At 69.7% G+C, this 18,064-nt stretch carries 7 protein-coding genes; 4 read left to right on the forward strand and 3 right to left on the reverse strand.

What is annotated here, in order from left to right:
* Positions 1 to 27: 27 nt before the first annotated feature.
* A complete protein-coding gene (locus OHA91_RS10415) occupies positions 28 to 3,105 on the reverse strand; it encodes an AAA domain-containing protein (RefSeq protein WP_328739158.1) in 3,078 nt (1,025 codons plus the stop codon).
* Between the two features lie 197 nt (positions 3,106 to 3,302).
* On the opposite strand from OHA91_RS10415, the gene OHA91_RS10420 reads away from it, so the two are divergent.
* Together OHA91_RS10420 and OHA91_RS10425 are read left to right on the forward strand one after the other, a co-directional pair.
* Entirely contained in the window at positions 3,303 to 10,127 is a 6,825-nt protein-coding gene (locus OHA91_RS10420; RefSeq protein ID WP_328739159.1) for a DEAD/DEAH box helicase, read from the forward strand.
* Positions 10,124 to 12,397: a UvrD-helicase domain-containing protein gene (locus OHA91_RS10425; RefSeq protein ID WP_328739160.1), complete on the forward strand. Its 2,274-nt coding sequence runs from the start codon at positions 10,124 to 10,126 to the stop codon at positions 12,395 to 12,397. Before OHA91_RS10420 ends, OHA91_RS10425 begins: the two co-directional genes overlap by 4 nt.
* A 289-nt stretch (positions 12,398 to 12,686) precedes the next feature.
* On the opposite strand, the gene OHA91_RS10430 is transcribed toward OHA91_RS10425, so the two are convergent.
* Both OHA91_RS10430 and OHA91_RS10435 read right to left on the reverse strand, forming a co-directional pair.
* Positions 12,687 to 14,018, reverse strand: coding sequence for a class I SAM-dependent RNA methyltransferase (locus tag OHA91_RS10430; protein WP_328739161.1), 1,332 nt, complete (start codon positions 14,016 to 14,018; stop codon positions 12,687 to 12,689).
* 100 nt (positions 14,019 to 14,118) lie between these two features.
* Positions 14,119 to 16,173, reverse strand: a complete 2,055-nt coding sequence (locus OHA91_RS10435; protein ID WP_031146601.1) for an APC family permease — start codon at positions 16,171 to 16,173, stop codon at positions 14,119 to 14,121.
* A gap of 271 nt (positions 16,174 to 16,444) precedes the next feature.
* Between OHA91_RS10435 and OHA91_RS10440 the strand changes: the two genes are divergently transcribed.
* Both OHA91_RS10440 and OHA91_RS10445 read left to right on the forward strand, forming a co-directional pair.
* The gene (locus OHA91_RS10440; RefSeq protein ID WP_031146599.1) at positions 16,445 to 17,113 is read left to right on the forward strand and encodes a potassium channel family protein; all 669 of its coding nucleotides are present in this window, start codon (positions 16,445 to 16,447) and stop codon (positions 17,111 to 17,113) included.
* Positions 17,110 to 17,772 (forward strand): potassium channel family protein, encoded by a 663-nt coding sequence (locus OHA91_RS10445; RefSeq protein WP_030650639.1) that lies wholly within the window; start codon positions 17,110 to 17,112, stop codon positions 17,770 to 17,772. Before OHA91_RS10440 ends, OHA91_RS10445 begins: the two co-directional genes overlap by 4 nt.
* The last annotated feature ends 292 nt before the right edge of the window (positions 17,773 to 18,064 follow it).

Below are 18,064 nucleotides of genomic sequence, written 5' to 3' on the forward strand. Positions count from 1 at the left end.
GTACCGCTTCCCTTGCATCAGTTCCCCCTACGGCAGCCAGCGCGCCGCCTGCTCCCGCGTGATCTTGGTGGCGTCGACCCACCAGTGCCCAGCCTGCTTGTCCCACTTGGCGCTCAGCAGGCGTTTCGCCTCGTCCTTCTGCTCGTACGGGACCTTGAGGTACAAGCGGCCGTCCCGGACCAGTCCCGGGTACACCTTGTCGGGCGTCTGCGCCCGCTGGGCCGGTAGCTCGGGCGGCGCCGGAGCGGCCTGTTCCGCCGGGCGCCACGGTGCTCGCGCCGGGCGTTCCATGCGGGTCTGTTCCATGAGCTTCCGTACGCGGTCGCAGGAGGCCGGGTCGGTGTAGCGCATCATCAGGTCCGTCGGCCCGATGTTCGCGAGCAGGTTCTTCGAACCGTGCCAGAGAACCGAATTGTCCAGGATGAGCACCTTCTCGTGCATGCGGTCCCGGAACTCGACCCGGCAGCCGGCGGACTCCAGCTGCTGCACGAGCTCCCGGTGCCGCGCCACGCGGGAGGGCTCCTGCTGCTCCTCCGGTGGGCGGGTGAAGACCGTGACCTGGATGCCGGCCGCCGTCCTCGGTCCGACCAGTTGAGCCCACCGGCCCACCGGCTCCCTGTCCATGAACGCCGAGTACAGCTCGATGCTGCGCTGCGCCCGTTCCACGTCCCACTCGACCGCGGCCGCGACCTCGCTGTGCTCGAAGAAGGCGGGCCGGACCAGCTCCTCTTCCGACAGGCTGGCCAGCTGGTCGGCGTCCAGGATCGGGATCAGCTGGTCGGCGGAGATGGTCTGCGCGTGCGCCTCCAGGTGGTCGACCATCGCCAGGGCCTCGCTGTGCGGGGCCAGGTACTTGCGCAGGAACGCGACGTCCGCCACGACCACCAAGTGGTCCTGGGCCCGGCTGAGAGCGACGTTGAGAAGGCGGCAGGTCTGCGAGGACAGCCCGGTTCCGCTGTAGAAGAAGCCGGGATCCTTTCCGGCGCCCGCGACCGTGTCCAGGAGCACGACGGGGCGCTGGCTGCCCTGGAACCGATGGACGGTGTCGACCAGGCCGTCGTAGTCCTCCCCGAACCGGTGGGTGAGGCTGCTCTTGAGCGCCTTGACCTGCTCGCGGTACGGGGAGATGACGGCGAGCCGGTCGGTCGCCCGCTCCCCCTCGGGGACGTCCTGCCACTTGCGGCCGGGCAAAATGCCCTCGTACTGGAGTCCGCGGACGAGCTCGTGGATGACGGCGGCGTGGACGGCGTTCGTCATGTGGGGCTTGCGGCCGCCGCCGGGAATCCGGCGGCCGGAGGTGTCGATGAGGATCACCGGGGAGTCGATGAGCGGGGCGAACGGCAGTCGGCTGACGTCGCCGCGCCCGGTCTTGAGGGGCGCGTCCGGGTACGCCACCTCGTTCACGACCGCGCAGATCGGCTCCCGCATCCGGTACTGGGTGTCGAGCGCCACCAGGCGCGGGTCCTGGCGTACCCGCCCGGACGGGTCGACCAGTCCGGCGGCGTGGAAGGCGTCCCGCGCCGTCCATTCTCGGGAGTGGGACTGTTCTTCCTCGCTCGCCTGCCGATCCCCGTCGCCCTTGGTCACGGCGGGCAACTGGCGGAAGTCCCCGGCCACGATCACCCGCTTGCGGGCGAGGCCGGCGGCGAACCAGGCCGAGGGCAGGTTGACCATCCCGGCTTCGTCGATCACCACGACGTCGATCTCGTCGAGCAGCTTCCTCGACTGGACGGCCTTGGCCACGGTGGCTCCGAGCACCCGGCAGCGGGACCGGACCTCGTCGTGGAGGCGCTTGCGCTTCCGGTCGAGCTCGTCGAGTCGCACCTGGAGAGAGGCAGCGGTTTCGGCGACGGTCTCCCTGGGCGGGATCCCCACGACCGCGGCGTAGGCAGCGGACAGGGCGCGGCGGGCTTCGGCTGCCTGCTGTCCGCCCGCGGTATGGCGACGGGCCGCGCTCGCGACGACCTCCCTGGCCTGTGCCGCGCGGAACGCTTCGTCCGCCAGGGCGGAGTGGAGGTCTCGCAGTCTCGCGGCCTTGCGTTCCGCCAAAAAGCCTGTCGGCACACCCACCTTGTCGATCGCCAACCGCAGCTGCGCGGCCTCCGCATCCGCTGCAAGCACCGTCCGGGCCGCTGCGGCCTGGTCGCGGCCGGCCGCGGCCGTCTCCCCCACGGCGGTGGCCAGGTCCGACTCCAGATCCCGTATCCGGTCGTGGAGGGCCAGCGCCGCTCTCGCGCCCTTGAGCTGGTCGGCCGCCGTGCTGATCTGCCGGTCGATGCTCTCCACGAGCAGGGCCGCGATCCTGCCCGGGTCGACCTGGTCTCCGTAGCGGCTGCGCAGCGACGGCAGGACGATGTTCCCGGCCCGCTGGACGATCCCCTCGGCAAAACCCTCCTCGTGTTCCAGGAGGGAGCACATGCGCTCCAGGGCCTGATCCACCGCAACGTTCGTCGGAGCCAGGAAGAGGATCTTCAGCCCTTGGCGGAAGCTGCCCTCGACGATATGGCCGACGACGTCCGTCTTCCCGGTGCCGGGCGGTCCCCACAGGAACAGCACCTCACTGGCGAGCGCCTGAGCGACGGCGTCACGCTGACGTGGGTTGAGCTGAAGCCCTTCCCAGTCCGCCACCCATTGCCCCGGGTTTTCGGCACGGCCGGTGCGCGGGGTCCCCCGGCCGACCAGCCAGCCGGCGTGCCCTGCGTCGATGGGGCTGTCCTGCTGGCCGACCGCCTCCAGACACTCGGAGAGGGCGGCCCAGTTGGACGAGTCGTCCTTGCGGATCTGGATGTTGGCGGGCGCCGCCCCGAAGTCGGCTTTCGTCACGAGCCGTACGGTGCCGTCCGGGGCGCGCGAGGCCTCGGCCGGGTCCCAGGCCTTCCGGGAGCGGGACGGCCGGGCGAGGACGGGAACACCGTCCAGGCTGTCGTGCCAGTTCCGGCACTCGAAGAGATACTCGCGGGCCCCTTCGGAGTACGAAAGGAGCCGCCCTTTGGAGAGCGTGACCTTTACGGCACCCTCGGCGTCGTTCCGGTGCTCCGCGAGGATCTCGGCGCGCACCGCCGTCAGAAACTCCGCAACGGGATATGGACGCTCCGTATCGGTCATGTGTACCGCTCCCCCAAGATCACCACACAGGTGCAAAGACTGTACGAGGATCCATTGCCGACCGGCGGGCATCGGACGGGCACCGGCCACGCACTGGCCGGAATCAATGGTCGACCCGCATACCCAGGAACGATGTCGTCAGCTCCGTATACCGTTGAGCCAGCTCAACGACCTGGTACGAAGCAGAGGAGAACGTCGTGAGGCCCACGCTGGCCGCCGCGCAGTTGCGGGGCAGTCTCACCCAGTACCTCACGACGACCTACGCACTCACCGACGAGGACACCCGCCGGGCGTTGGAGCGGTTCCTGGAGCACCCCGAGAGCGGGATGTTCCGCGGCCCCTACCTACGGATCAGGACTCCCTTCCACAAGGCCGCGGCCGGGTGGGAGAAGCATCTGGAGTGGGACCCGGGATTCACCCCGTACCGGCATCAGGCGAAGGCGTACGAGCGACTGAGCACGCTCCACGGGCCGGCCTTGCCCACGCTGGTCACAACAGGGACGGGGTCCGGGAAGACAGAGTCCTTCCTCGTTCCCGTTCTCGACCATTGCCGCCGCGAGAAGGCCCTCGGCCGCGGCGGGGTCAAGGCCGTGCTGCTTTATCCGATGAATGCGCTCGCCTCCGACCAGGCCGGCCGGATCGGCGACTACCTCGCGCAGCCGGAACTGGCCCAGGTGACGGCCGGGCTCTACATCGGCGACCGCCCGGACACGGACTTCCGCAGGGTGATGACCCGGCGCGAGGACATGCGGCAGTCGCCGCCCGACCTGCTGATCACGAACTACAAGATGCTTGACCTCCTGCTCCAGCGGAGCGAGGACCGTGCGCTGTGGCAGGACTCCCGGATCCAGTACGTGGTGCTGGACGAGTTCCACACCTACGACGGGGCGCAGGGCACGGACGTCGCCATGCTGCTGCGCCGCCTGGCGATGACCACGGGCCAGAGCGAGCCCGGGCGTCCTCTCGGTTCGATCTGCCCGGTGGCGACGTCGGCGACCCTCGGCGAAGCCGGGCCCGGAGCCGAGCCCGGCGGCATCCTGGAGGTGGCCGCGCAGGTCTTCGGGATGCCGTTCCCCTCGGACGCAGTGGTGGGCGAGGAACGGATGACACCCGAGCAGTTCACCGGACCGGTGAACTACGCGTTGCCGGAGCCGCCTTCACCCGAGGAGGTCATCGCCTGCTCGGGCGGCCCCGATGTGGTGTCACGTCCGGACAAGCTCGATCTCAACGCCCTGGCAGCACGGATGCTGGGCCAGCAGGGTTTGTCCGCCTTCGAAATCGGGCGACTGCTCAAGCAGCACGACTTCACCCAAGGGGTATTGTCCCTCCTCGACGGTGATCCCCTCAGCGAATGGGAACTCCGCGACCGGCTGGGCCGGTTCGGTTACGCCTGGGGCCGGACCGCCCGGGAGAATCCCCGCCTCGCCCTCGCAGCCCTCGCGCGGTTCGTGGCCCTGCTGTCCGCCGCCCGCGATCCGGAGTCGGACGAGCGCCGCCCGCGCCCTCTGCTCCATGTGGAGACTCATCTGTGGGTCCGGCCCGTTGGTCGGATCCTGCGCGGAGTCGGTCCCGGAAAGCCTGAGTTCCACTGGTACGAGGACGATCGCGCGCGCCGTTCGGCCCTGCCCGTGATGCCCGCCGACGGCGGCGAGGAGCCCGAGACCGCCCAGATCGGGCAGGTGGCCCGTTCGCACCGGGCGCAGTCCGCGATCGGTGCGGACACCACGGTCCGGCAGGCGAGCGTACGGCTGCCCGCCGTGTACTGCCGCAACTGCGGTCGTTCCGGCTGGGCGGCCATCTCCCCGGAGGCCGATCCCCAGCAGCTCGTCATGGCCCACGACAAGATTTGGCGCGCCAGTGTCGGCCGGGACAAACGGCGGGTCCGGTACTTCATTGCCGCCACGGCCGCGGAGCAGCAGGACACCCTCGCGGCGATCGGCCAGTCCCGCCCTGCGACGGCCGGGGGGCAGCTGCCGGCACTGATCCTGGACGGCGCGCAGGGCACGTACCGACTGCCGGTGGCCCAGGACGACGGGCATCTGCAGGACGCCTGCTTCGTCCTGGCGATCACCGAGAAGAAGGTCGCCGACAAAGCCGCTGTCGATCAGCGCTGCCCGGCCTGCGACACCGACAACGCCATGCGCTTCCTCGGCACGCGGCTGGCGGCCCTGGCCGCGGCGACGGTGACCCAGCTCTTCACCGGGCAGGAGGTCGCGCTCGAAGCGGAGGAGCGTAAGACCCTCCTGTTCAACGACTCCACCCAGGATGCCGCCCACCGTGCGGGTTACGTGGCGAACCGCTCGTTCACGTTCTCGCTGCGCTCGCTGCTCGCGCGCAACCTGGACGAGTCCGGCCGGCCCGTGGCCCTCAACGACCTGATCGGCAACGTCCTCGACTCCGTCGAGGACCCGCAGGCCCTTGCCGCCGTCGTGCCGCCCGACCTCTACGACGAGCCCGGTGTGGACCGTCTGCTCTCCGGGCGGGGCACGGGCGACCTGCGGACCTGGAAGCTCATCGGCGAACGGCTCGCCTTCGCCACCGTCATGGAGTTCGGGCTCCGCTCCCGGCAGGGCCGCACCCTGGAGCTGACCCGGACGGCGGCCGCCGAGGTCGTCATCGAGGACCAGCACCGGATCACGATGCTCGCCCGTGACGTCCACATGACCCTGCCCGGGCAGATGCTCGGCACCGGCCTGCCGACCTCCGAGCGCTATCTGGCTTTCGTACGCGGCCTGCTGGAGCGGATTCGGCTGCGCGGCGGGCTCCGGCACCGCTGGCTGGAGCCCTGGATGAAGGATGCCGGGGTGACGCGGTTCAAGATCTGGGGCGGCCGGCCCGACGGAATGCCGGCATTCCCCGACAGCGTGGCCGCGCCACGGTTCCTGCTAGACGGCGAGAAGGGTAGGTCCGACTTCGACTCGACGACGGCCAAGGCCGGCTGGTACCAGGACTGGGCACGTCGCTGCCTCGGACTCGATACCCCCGGGGCAGTTGAGTACTTGCGCAGGCTGCTGCCCGTACTCGTCGACGAGGGCCTCCTCGCGGTGCGCACGTCACAGGACCGGGCGACCAAGGTCTACGGCCTGCAGCCCGGCCATGTCGAGGTGCGGCTGCTGGAGGACGAGATCGTCAACAAGGCCTTCGTCTCCTGTGAAGCATGCGGCTGGCAGCAGGTGGTGCACCCGTCCCGGCGCACCCGCTGGTACGGCCACCCCTGCCCCCGGTACCGGTGCCGCGGCCAGATCACCGCGCCGCAGCCGGCCCCCGCCACTCTGTCGTCCTCCGGTGCCACCAGCTTCGGTGGCCCGCGGCCGCGTGACTACCGCGATGACTACTACCGGCACCTGTACCGGACGGGTGGCACCTTCAGGGTGGTCACGGCCGAACACACCGGCATGCTCACCCGGCCCCAGCGCGAGCGGGTGGAGCGGACCTTCCGCGACGGCACGCACTACACCGACCCGAACGTGCTCTCCTGCACTCCCACGCTGGAACTCGGCATCGACATCGGGGACCTGTCCGCCGTGCTGCTGGGATCGCTGCCGAAGGGCCCGGCCAACTATGTGCAGCGGGCCGGCCGTGCGGGCCGCAAAACCGGCAACGCCCTGGTGGTGGCCTTCGGTGGCCGTCGCGCGCGTGACCTGTACTACCTCGACGAGCCGCGGGAGATGATCGCCGGGGACATCGTGCCGCCCGGCTGCTACCTCTCCGCCGTGGAGATCCTGCGCCGCCAGTACACGGCCCACCTTCTGGACCTGGCGGCCCGTGGCCGACTCACCACGAACGACGGCGAGCAGCTCCAGCCGGCGCCGCGTCTGGTGTCGGCACTGTTCGGCAGCACGGCCTGGTGCCAGGAGCTCGCGGACGCGGCCCTCGCCCATGGCGCCGGGCTCGTCGAAGCCTTCCTGGAACTCTTCCCGTCGCTCCCGGGACGGCCCGATACCGGCGTCTCCGTGCAAGCCGCCGCAGAGCTGCGGAAGTACGCGTGCGGCGGGATCGTACGGGCGCTCCAGGAGGCCGAAGAGGAGTGGACCGGCCGCGGTGAGGAGCTCCGGCGCCGGATCCGCGCCATCGACACGGCCATGGACCAGCTCGTGCGCAGCGATCCCGAGCAGGAACGGGAATGGCGCGAGTTGCGTGCCGAGCGCTACGCGACCGGCAATCTGCTGCGTGACCTCAACCAGACCAGTGCTCACGGGGCCCTCGTCGAGCTGGGGCTGCTGCCCAACTACACCCTCTCGGACACCACCACCCAACTGGAGGCCACGCTCTACTGGACCGAGCAGCCCGAGACCGAGGGGGCCAAGAAGACGTACCACAGCGAGGTCCGTGACTACGAGCGCTCACGCCGGTCGGCCCTCTCGGAGCTGGCGCCCGGCAACAGCTTCTACGTCAACGGCTACAAGCACGTGGTCCGGGCCTTGGACATCGGCAGTCCGGAGCGTCGCGCCTGGTCGGTGTGGCGACTGTGTCCCGCATGTGGCTACACCCGTACGGAGAACGCACAGGCCGATGCCTCGCCCTGCCCCCGGTGCGGCGGCCGCGAGATCGCGGACGCGGGCTGTGTCCAGCGCGTGCTGGAACCGAAGCGGGTCATGTCGCGCGACAAGCGGGACGACGCCCGGGTCCGTGACGACAAGGACGAGCGCGACAGCAAGAGGTACGCGGTCCTGACGACCGTGGACGTCGACCCCGTACACCTGGCATCGGGCTCCTGGCGTCACGACACCGCCGTCTTCGGCGTCGACTTCACCCGCCATGCGGTCGTACGCACGCTCAACCTCGGGCTCGACCGCCAGGACGGGAGCAGCACTGTGCCCCTGGCCGGGGCGGACGTGCGCATCAACCCGTTCTACGTTTGCACGAGTTGTGGTGGCGCCACCTCCGAGGGTCGCCCGGTCGTCGACCACCACCAGGACGCCCTCACCGAGTCAGTGGCGGCGGCGACGAAGGCCAGCGCCCATCACCAGCTGTGGTGCCCGCGTCGCAAGGTCCGTACGAGCAGCCCGGAAGGTCAGGGGAAGGGGGAGGACGTGCCCCTGTTGCTGGCCCACGAACTGACCACGGAGGCCGTCCGGATCCTTCTTCCCGCATCGGTGGCGCGTGTCAAGGAGCGTCTGGCATCCTTCACGGCCGCTCTCTTCGTCGGCATAGCCGCACGGTACGGCGGCGACCCGGACCACATCGACATCACCGCCGCGTCCATGCCGGACGGTCACGACCCTGAGTGGCCCCGCCGATTCCTCGTCGTCTACGACCGGCTGCCCGGCGGTACCGGCTACCTGCACCGCCTCGCCACCTCAGACGGCTTCCGCGAGGTTCTGACCAAGGCTCGCGAGGTGATCGACAGCTGCCCCTGTATCGAAAAGGGCCTCGACGGCTGTCACCGCTGCCTGCTGCGCCGCGTGCCGGCCGGCGACTACGACAAGGTCAGCCGCAACGAGGTCCGCCAGATGTTCGACGAGCTGCTGGGAGCCGACGGCAATGACTGGGCCACCTCACCGGTGGCGGACACCCACCAGATCCCGCTGGAGCAACAGGCCGAGAGTGATCTGGAGGTCATGTTCCTGGAGACGTTGGGCGAATGGGCCCAGCAGCCCTCGGCCAAGGCCAGCGCGGACGCCTATACGACCACAGCCGGAACGTACTCGCTGGACCTGCGGCTGACCGGCACCGACGGGGCCACCGTCAGCTGGCGGGTCTCCCAGCAGCGGGTCCTGGACGGAACCCGTCCTGACGTCCTCTTCGAACGCACGGATGCCCCCGGTCCGCGGGTCGCGCTCTACCTCGACGGCTACGAGTTCCACGCCGGACCGAAACACAAGGACAGGCTGGCCGACGACGCCGTCAAGCGCATGCGGTTGCGCGCCGACGGCGTTCGGGTCTTCCAGCTCACCTACTACGACGTGAAGGAATGGCGTACTCGCGTTCGCGACACGGGGTACGCCACCTCGGGGCCGGAGAACCCGGTCTGGGTGCCTTACGGCGAGCAAGGGCAAAAGCGTGCGCGCGACTACTACGCCGGCGTGCACGGTGGTCTCCCCGGCGAGCTGTCGGCCACGCTGTGGGTGAATCCGGCGGAGCTTCTGCTCGCTCATCTGCGCGTCCCGGAAGCTGCCTTGTGGCAGCGACGCGCCGATGCCTCAGTCGCCGGATTGCTGGGCGCCGGAGCCCGGATCGCCGCGCTGGATCCGCAAGCGGTCGGAGAGCAGCTTCTCTCAGCTCTTCGGGGCGGCACTCCGCAAGGGCCCAAGGGACCGGTGCAGGTGCTGTCGGCTGTCGATGCCGCAGGCTGTGTCGTGGCAGCTGCGGCGGACGGCCGTCATCGGCCACCCGTGTGGACTGCACTGACGCTGCTCGACGACAGCGATCGGGTGTGGTCGGACGAGAGCGGGCACAAGCGACGTTGGCAGGGCTGGCTCTACTGGAGCAATGTGCTGCAGTTCCTGGAGCACGGCGGTGGTGACAGCGCGCAGTTGACGACCAGTCTGCTGGACGGCTTCAGCACCGAAGGCCTCACCGTCACAGGTGGTGCGGGCTGGCTCGAATCCCAGCAGGCCGAGCGCGCAGTTTCCGACGCGGACAGCCCCCGCGGAATCGCTGAAGAAGAGCCTCATCCGGCCGTGCCGGTCGCTCAGCCGCCTCAGCCCTCCGAGTCCGGTCGGAATGCCCTTTGGGAACAGGTACTGGAGTTCCTCGACCCCGAGGAACCCGGGTTGCTTCTCCTCACCCAAGGGCTATTCGCGCTCGGAGTGGCGCCGCCGGAAGCCGGCTACGAGCTGGACGAGCACGGCTGGATGGCCGAACTCGCCTGGCCCAGCGCCCGGATCGCCGTAGTGACGGCCCACCGGCCCGCCGACGGGGAACCGGACCACGACGCGGAGGACCGGGACAGGGCCTTCACCTCGGCGGGATGGTGGATCAGTACGGCCGTTTCCTCCTCGCCCCGGGACATCGCGAGCCTCCTCGCTGCGGCAGAGGGCAAAGACACGGACACGAACGACGGAGACCAGCACCGATGACAAGCACAGGCGTGACCCTGCGTCTGCTCGACAAGGCGGACAAGGAGATCCTGAGGCTGCCGCGTGCGGTCAAGGGCGCGATCTACGACTTCCAGCACAAGTTCAAGGAGAATCCGTACCTCCGGGGCTTGCGGCTGAAGCAGCTGGAAGGACACGACCGGCTCTGGTCGGCGCGTATCAACGACGAGTACAGGGTCCTTCTGCTGCGCCTGGCGGAAACGGACTGGCTCATCGTCTCTGTCAAGCACCGCAAGGAGGCGTACGAGAAGCTCGATCGGCTCTCGTACGGCATCAACCGGATCACCGGTGGCATCGAGTACGTCGACCTCGAGATCATCGAGGAGAGCGTCCTTCGCCGCGCGGCGACCGCCGGGCGTGTCGGCACCGGCCCGGCCAGGCCTGCCCCGGTTGCTGCACCCACACCCGAGGCGACACCCGTCCCGCTGTTTGCCGCGTTCTCCGACGAGCAGCTCACGGACCTCGGCGTCGCAGGGCCGCTCGTCCCGGTCGTCCGAACCCTGACCACCGAGGATCAGCTCCTCGGCCTGGCCGAATACGCCCCCCAGCTCACCTCCGAGGTGCTTCTCGCGCTCCACGACGGAGCGTCGTACGAAGCGGTGCTGGAGCAGATCACCCACCCCGTCTCCGCCCCGGACGCCGTTGACACCGATGACTTCAGGGCTGCTGCCGAGCGGCCTGCCACCATGGTCACGACGACGGACGAGGCCCTGCGCGAGGCGCTCGAAGGCGGTGACTTCGGCCGCTGGAAGGTCTTCCTCCACCCCACCCAGTCCCGGCTCGTCGAACGCGAGTACTCGGGCCCCGCCCGTGTCGGGGGCGGGCCCGGCACGGGTAAGACCATCGTGGCCCTGCACCGGGTCAAGCACCTCGTGGACCGGCTGCCGCCCGGCCGCAACAAGCCCGTCCTCCTCACCACGTACAACAAGAACCTGGCCGCCGACCTCAAGTCCCGGCTGCTTCAGCTGGGCGGCGAGGATCTTTTGGCGCGCGTGGAGATCAGTCACGTCGACCAGCTCGCGCTGCGGGTCGTACGCGAGGCCGAACCCGGAAGCGTCAAGCAGACCCTTGATGAGAGCCAGGCCCTGCGCGAGTGGCGGGCCATGCTTGACGAGCTCGGCGAAACCGACTGGGACGCCCAGTTCCTGCACGACGAGTGGACCCAGGTCATCCTCGGCCAGGCCGTCGTCTCCCGGACCGAGTACTTCCGCGCACGCCGCGCAGGCCGGGGCAAGAACATCGCGAGGGCCGAGCGGGCCGAGATCTGGCAGCTCGCGGAGCGGTTCACCCAGCGACTCGACCGCCTAGGACGACAAACCTGGGAGCAGGTCGCCGAGCGCGCGGCCCGGCTGGAGATGGACCGCGAGCGTCGGATCCAGAACATCGAGCGTCAGCGCGAGGAGGCGGGCGGGCTGGACAACATCCACCTCCAGGCCGGCTCCGCGGGCTGGCTGCGCCACCGCTTCCAGCACATCGTCGTCGACGAGGCGCAGGACCTGCGGGCCGCGCACTGGAAGCTTCTCCGAGCCATGACGCCGCGTACCGCCAACGACATCTTTCTCGTAGGCGACACGCACCAGCGCATCTACGGCAATCAGGTCACGCTCGGGAGCCTCGGGATTCACATCCGCGGCCGCTCGGCCAAGCTGACCTTGAGCTACCGAACGACCCGGCAGATCCTCGGGTCCGCACTCGGTGTGCTCAGCGGCGAGAGCTTCGACGACCTGGACGGCAGCACCGAGGACCTGGCCGGATACAGGTCTGTGCTGACGGGAAGCCTTCCGCAGCTGCACGGTTGCGATGACTGGGAGTCCGAGCAGGAGTCGATCGCAGCTCTCCTCGCCGAGTGGATCTCCCTGCCGACACCCCCCGCGCAGATCGCCATCTGTGTTCCGACCAACGACATGGCGAGCGAGCTGGCTTACGCCCTCGCCCATAAGGGGATCAAAGCAGTCGAGATCGGCCCTGAGGGCCCCCGCGGAGACGAGGGCGTCCACATCGGCACGATGTTCCGCTTCAAGGGCCTCGAGTACCAGCGGATGGTCATCGCGGGGGTCCGGGACGGGCTCGTACCCCGGGAGGCGGTCAGCCGACTGCGCACCTCGGACGCGGTCCGCTACCGGCGCGAGCTTCAGCGGGCTCGATCTCTCCTCTTCGTCGCAGCCACTCGGTCCCGTGACAGTCTCGCCATCTTCTGGCACGGCCGCCCGAGCCCGTTTCTCGCACCGCTCATGCGGCTGCCTGCCGGATGAGCACGGTGGCCGGGTCGATAGGGATTGTTTGTCCCACACGCGTGCTTCCTCGCCCATACACGAGCCGCGGCGGCCGAGGACCTTGTGATGCGAAGCGCCCACGAGCACCGCGCTGTACAGCCCTCCCGCCTCCGGGTGGCCACCGGACCGATCAGCCCCACTCCACGGCTGCCCAGCCTGGCCGGGGTGGCGGGGCCTTCAGGGCGAACGTCATGTGAGCGTCAAAACCGTGAAGGCCGCACGGAGGGCTGTCAGCCAAGGCTGCATCATTCCCTCCTGAATCCGCAGGTCAGGCGGCCTTCGCGATCGGTTCCAGGATCGCCACGCACTCCACGTGGTGGGTCATCGGGAAGAGGTCGAAGACGCGGAGGGTGCGGGGCTTGTAGCCGGCCTCCGCGAAGTAGGCCAGGTCGCGGGCCAAGGCCGCCGGGTCGCACGCCACGTAGGCGATGCGGCGGGCCGAGAGGCCGGCCACGTGGCGGACCGTCTGCTTGCCGGCGCCCGCGCGCGGGGGGTCCAGGACGACCAGGTCGCACTCCGTGATGCCGGTCTTCGGGAGGACCGTCTCGACCTTGCCCTGTTCGATGCGGACCCGGGGGAAGTCCGCCAGGTTGTGCCGGGCGTCCTCCACCGCGCGCTTCGTCGACTCGATGCCGAGGACGGCGCCGGTCTCGCCCAGGCGCTCTGCCAGGGCTCCCGCGAAGATGCCGACGCCGCAGTACAGGTCGAGGGCCATCTCGCCCTTGCGCGGCATCAGGCCCTGCATGACGGCCTTGATCAGGGTGTCCGCGGCCTGCGGGTGGACCTGCCAGAAGCCGCCCATGCCCACGCGGTACGTACGGCCGTCCGCGCGCTCCCGGACGAAGGGGCGGCCGTGGACGCGGTGGACACCGCCGTCCTTCTCCTCCACCCGCAGGACGGAGACCGGCTTGTCGAGCTCGACGAGCGGGAGGCGGCCGCCGGGGCGGGGGGTGAGGACGACCTGGCGGTCCTGGGAGCCGGAGGCCGCGATCGCCTCCACCGTGGCCATCTGGGGCCAGTCCTGCTTCTCGATGCCGAGCTCGCTGACGCCCGGCGCCGCGATCATGCAGTGGTCGATCGGCTCGATCTCGTGCGAGCGGTGCTTGCGCAGGCCGACGGTGCCGTCCTCGTCGACCGCGTACTGCACGCGCGTGCGCCACTGCGGCACCTGTCCGGCCGGCAGCTTGTCGCCCTCGGCCGGCATCACGGTGCCGTCCCAGCCGGCCTCCTCCGCGGTGAGCCCGGCGAGCCGCTTCAGCTGCTCGGCGACGACCTCGCCCTTGAGCCGGCGCTGCGCGCCCGGCTTGGCGTGCTGCCAGTCGCAGCCGCCGCACTTGCCGGGGCCGGCGTACGGGCAGGGGGCCTCGACGCGGTCCTTGGAGGCGTCGAGCACGGTGATCGCGTCGGCGCGCAGGAAGCGGGAGTCGGCGTCGCCCTCGGTGACCTTCGCGACGACCTTCTCGCCGGGCAGGGTGTGGCGGACGAACAGGACGCGGCCCTCGGCGGTCCGGGCGATGCAGTGACCGCCGTGCGCGACGGGACCGACCTCGACCTCGTACTCCTCCCCGACCAGTGACTGCTTCTCGTTCTGCTCCGTCATGGCGGGGAGGCTCCAAGGCTAAGAAAGACCAAAAAAGTGAACGGCCGGACGACCGACCCACCAGTTTACGTGGATCTCGTCCGGCCGTTCACCAACCTGTTCAGCCCTTGCCGGTCGGCGCCTTCGGCGGCCGCGGCGTGTCCACCGGACCGCGGCGGACCGAGCCCGGGGCGTTCCAGTCCTGGCGCTTCTTCGCCCGCCGCTTGGCAAGCTCCGAGGATTCGAGCTGGTAGGGCACCGAGGTGACCATCACACCGGGGGTGAAGAGCAGCCGGCCCTTGAGGCGCAGCGCGCTCTGGTTGTGCAGCAGGTGCTCCCACCAGCGGCCGACGACGTACTCGGGGATGTACACGCTGACCGCGTCGCGCGGGTTCTCGCTGCGCAGGCCCTTGACGTACTCGACCACCGGGCGGGTGATCTCGCGGTAGGGCGAGTCGAGGATCTTGAGCGGGACGTTGATCCCGCGCCGGTCCCACTCCTCGCGCAGGGCCTTGGTCTCGGCCGGGTCGACGCTGATGCTGACCGCTTCCAGGGTGTCGGAACGGGTGAGCTTGGCGAAGGCCAGGGCGCGCAGCGTGGGCTTGTGCACCTTGGAGACCAGGACGATCGAGTGGACGCGGGAGGGGCGCACGCTGTCGTCGCTGGGGCCCTCGGCGGCGGCGATCTCGGCGGAGACCCGGTCGTAGTGCTTCCGGATCGCGGTCATCGTGCCGTAGAAGATCACCATGCCGAGCAGGGCGACCCAGGCGCCGTGGGTGAACTTGGTGGCCAGGACGATGACCAGGACCATGCCGGTGAAGAAGGCGCCGAAGGTGTTGATCGCCCGGGAGCGGTGCATGCGCCGGCGGGCGGCGGTGTCGCGCTCGGTCTTCAGGTGCCGGTTCCAGTGCCGGACCATGCCGATCTGGCTCAGCGTGAAGGACACGAAGACGCCGACGATGTAGAGCTGGATCAGCTTCGTCGAGTCCGCGTCGTAGATCCAGACGAGCAGTATGGCGGCGCCGGCGAGGAGCACGATGCCGTTGGAGAAGGCGAGCCGGTCGCCGCGCGTGTGCAGCTGGCGCGGCAGGTAGCGGTCCTGCGCGAGGATCGAGCCGAGCAGCGGGAAGCCGTTGTACGCGGTGTTCGCGGCCAGGAACAGCACCAGCGCGGTGGCGGTCGCCAGCAGGAGGAAGAGGATGCTGCCGCCGCCGAAGACGGCTTCGCCGACCTGGGAGATCACCGGGTCCTGGACGTACTCGGGGCCGACCGGGACACCGTTGTGCAGCAGGTCCTCGGCGGGGTTCTCGGCCATCCGCACGTCGGTGGCCATGGCCAGGCCGATGATGCCGCAGAACATGGTGACCGCCAGGCCGCCCATGAGGGCGAGGGTGCTCGCGGCGTTCTTGCTCTTGGGCTTGCGGAAGGCGGGGACGCCGTTGCTGATGGCCTCGACGCCGGTCAGTGCGGCACAGCCCGAGGAGAAGGCGCGCAGCAGCAGGAAGACCATGGCGAAGCCGGCCAGGCCCTTCTGCTCGGGTTCGATCTCGTAGTCGGCCGTCGGTGCCGACATGGTCTCGCCGAGGACGATGCCCTTCCAGGCGCCCCAGCCGATCATGACGAAGACCGCGGCGACGAAGACATAGGTCGGGATCGCGAAGAGCTTGCCGGACTCCTTCACGCCGCGCAGATTCATCAGCGTGAGCAGAAGGATCATGACGATCGCCGAGAGCACCTTGTGCTCGATGACGAAATGCACGGCGGAGCCGAGATTCTCCACTCCGGAGGAAATCGACACGGCGACGGTAAGGACGTAGTCGACGAGCAGAGCGCTCGCCACGGTCAGGCCGGCCCGGGGTCCGAGGTTGGTGTTGGCCACCTCGTAGTCGCCGCCGCCGCTGGGGTAGGCGTGGACGTTCTGCCGGTAGGAGGCGACCACCGTGAACATCAGCACCACGACCGCGAGGGCGATCCAGGGGCTGTACTGGTACGCGGAGACGCCCGCGATCGACAGGACCAGCAGGACCTCGCCCGGGGCGTAGGCCACGGACGAGAGAGGGTCGGACGCGAAGACAGGAAGGGCGATCCGCTTGGGAAGGAGGGTTTCCCCGAGGCGGTCGCTGCGTAGCGCCCGGCCGATCAGGATCCGTTTGGGCACGTCGGTCAGTTTGGACACGCAGAGGATCGTAAGCGTTCGAAATCAGACTGACGAACCCCCCACCCCCTCATACCGCAATCCCGTTGCATTTCCTCCCCGACCGCACCACGACCACACCACGAGTGCGCCCCGGATGCGCCCTGATGCGCCGGGGGCGTCCCGAGAAGCCCCAAGAGGCCACACCCGTGACCACCCGTGTGTAGCTTGGGCCATGGTCTGAGACCCTGTTAAACCAGAGCATGCAATGAGGCTGGGAACCAGCGAGTCGCTGACAGCCGGAAGGACGGCCGTGCACATCGTCATCATGGGTTGCGGAAGAGTGGGCTCCGCGCTTGCGCAAACCCTGGAACAGCAGGGTCATACGGTCGCAGTCGTCGACCAGGACCCCACCGCATTCCGCCGGCTCGGCGCCGGTTTCGGCGGCCGCCGCGTCACCGGGGTCGGCTTCGACCAGGACACCCTGCGGGAGGCGGGAATCGAGGACGCGGGCGCGTTCGCGGCCGTCAGCAGTGGTGACAATTCCAACATCATCGCCGCCCGGGTGGCCCGCGAGATGTTCGGCGTCGAGAACGTCGCCGCGCGCATCTACGACCCCAAGCGCGCCGAGGTCTACCAGCGCCTGGGCATCCCCACCGTCGCCACCGTACGGTGGACCGCCGACCAGATGCTGCGCCGGCTGCTGCCGTCGGGCGCCGAGCCGCTGTGGCGGGACCCGAGCGGCGGCGTGCAGCTCGCCGAGGTGCACACCTCCTCCTCCTGGATCGGCCACAAGGTCAGCAAGATCCAGGACGAGACCGGCGTCCGTGTCGCGTTCCTCACCCGGCTGGGCGAGGCCATGCTGCCCACGTCGCAGACGGTGCTGCAGGAGGGCGACCTCGTCCACGTGATGATGCGCACGGACGAGATCGACAAGGTCGAGGCGGCTTTCGCCGAGGGGCCTGAGGAGGCACACGCATGAGGGTCGCTATCGCCGGGGCAGGCGCGGTGGGCCGCTCCATCGCGGGCGAACTGCTGGAGAACGGCCACGAGGTGCTCCTGGTCGACAAGGCGCCGACCGCCATCTCCGTGGAGCGGGTGCCGCAGGCCGAGTGGCTGCTGGCGGACGCCTGCGAGATCACCTCGCTGGACGAGGCGGCGCTGCAGCGCTGCAACGTGGTCATCGCGGCGACCGGCGACGACAAGGTCAACCTCGTCGTCTCGCTGCTCGCGAAGACCGAATACGGGGTGCCGCGCGTGGTGGCCCGCGTCAACAACCCGAAGAACGAGTGGCTCTTCAACGAGTCCTGGGGCGTGGACGTCGCGGTCTCCACGCCGCGCCTGATGTCGGCCCTGGTCGAGGAGGCCGTGAGCGTCGGCGACCTGGTACGGCTGCTGCGCTTCAGCCACGGCGACGCCAACCTGGTCGAGCTGACCCTGCCGGCCGACTCCTCGGTCGCGGGTACGCAGATCAGCGAGATCAGCTGGCCGGAGGACACTTCGCTCGTCACGATCATCCGGGGCAACCGGGTGCTGACGCCGCACGGCGAGGAGACCCTGGAGCCGGGCGACGAACTGCTCTTCGTGGCCGCCCAGGCCCGCGAGGAGCAGCTGGAGGACCTGCTCCAGGCCCGCCGCTAGCGCGTCGGCCCTTGCGGGCACGCTCGACGGACGAAGGGGGCGCACCCGGCCGGGTGCGCCCCCTTCGCGCTTCCCCGCCCGGGCGGCGGAGTTCCCCGCGGAGCCGGGGCCCGGGCTCGGGCTCGGGGGCCGTGGTGTGCGATGGGGGCGGCCCCGGGCGGGAGCTCGGGGCCGTGGTGTGCGGTGGGGCGGCGCCCCGGGGGAGCGTCTCCTCGGCTCGCGCCTGCGGGCACCGCTTCGTCTGCGGGGCGGTGGTTGCGCGCTCGCCCTGCGGGGACACTCCCCCGTGTCC

The organism is Streptomyces erythrochromogenes (assembly GCF_036170895.1).
Classification (GTDB): Bacteria; Actinomycetota; Actinomycetes; order Streptomycetales; family Streptomycetaceae; genus Streptomyces; species Streptomyces erythrochromogenes.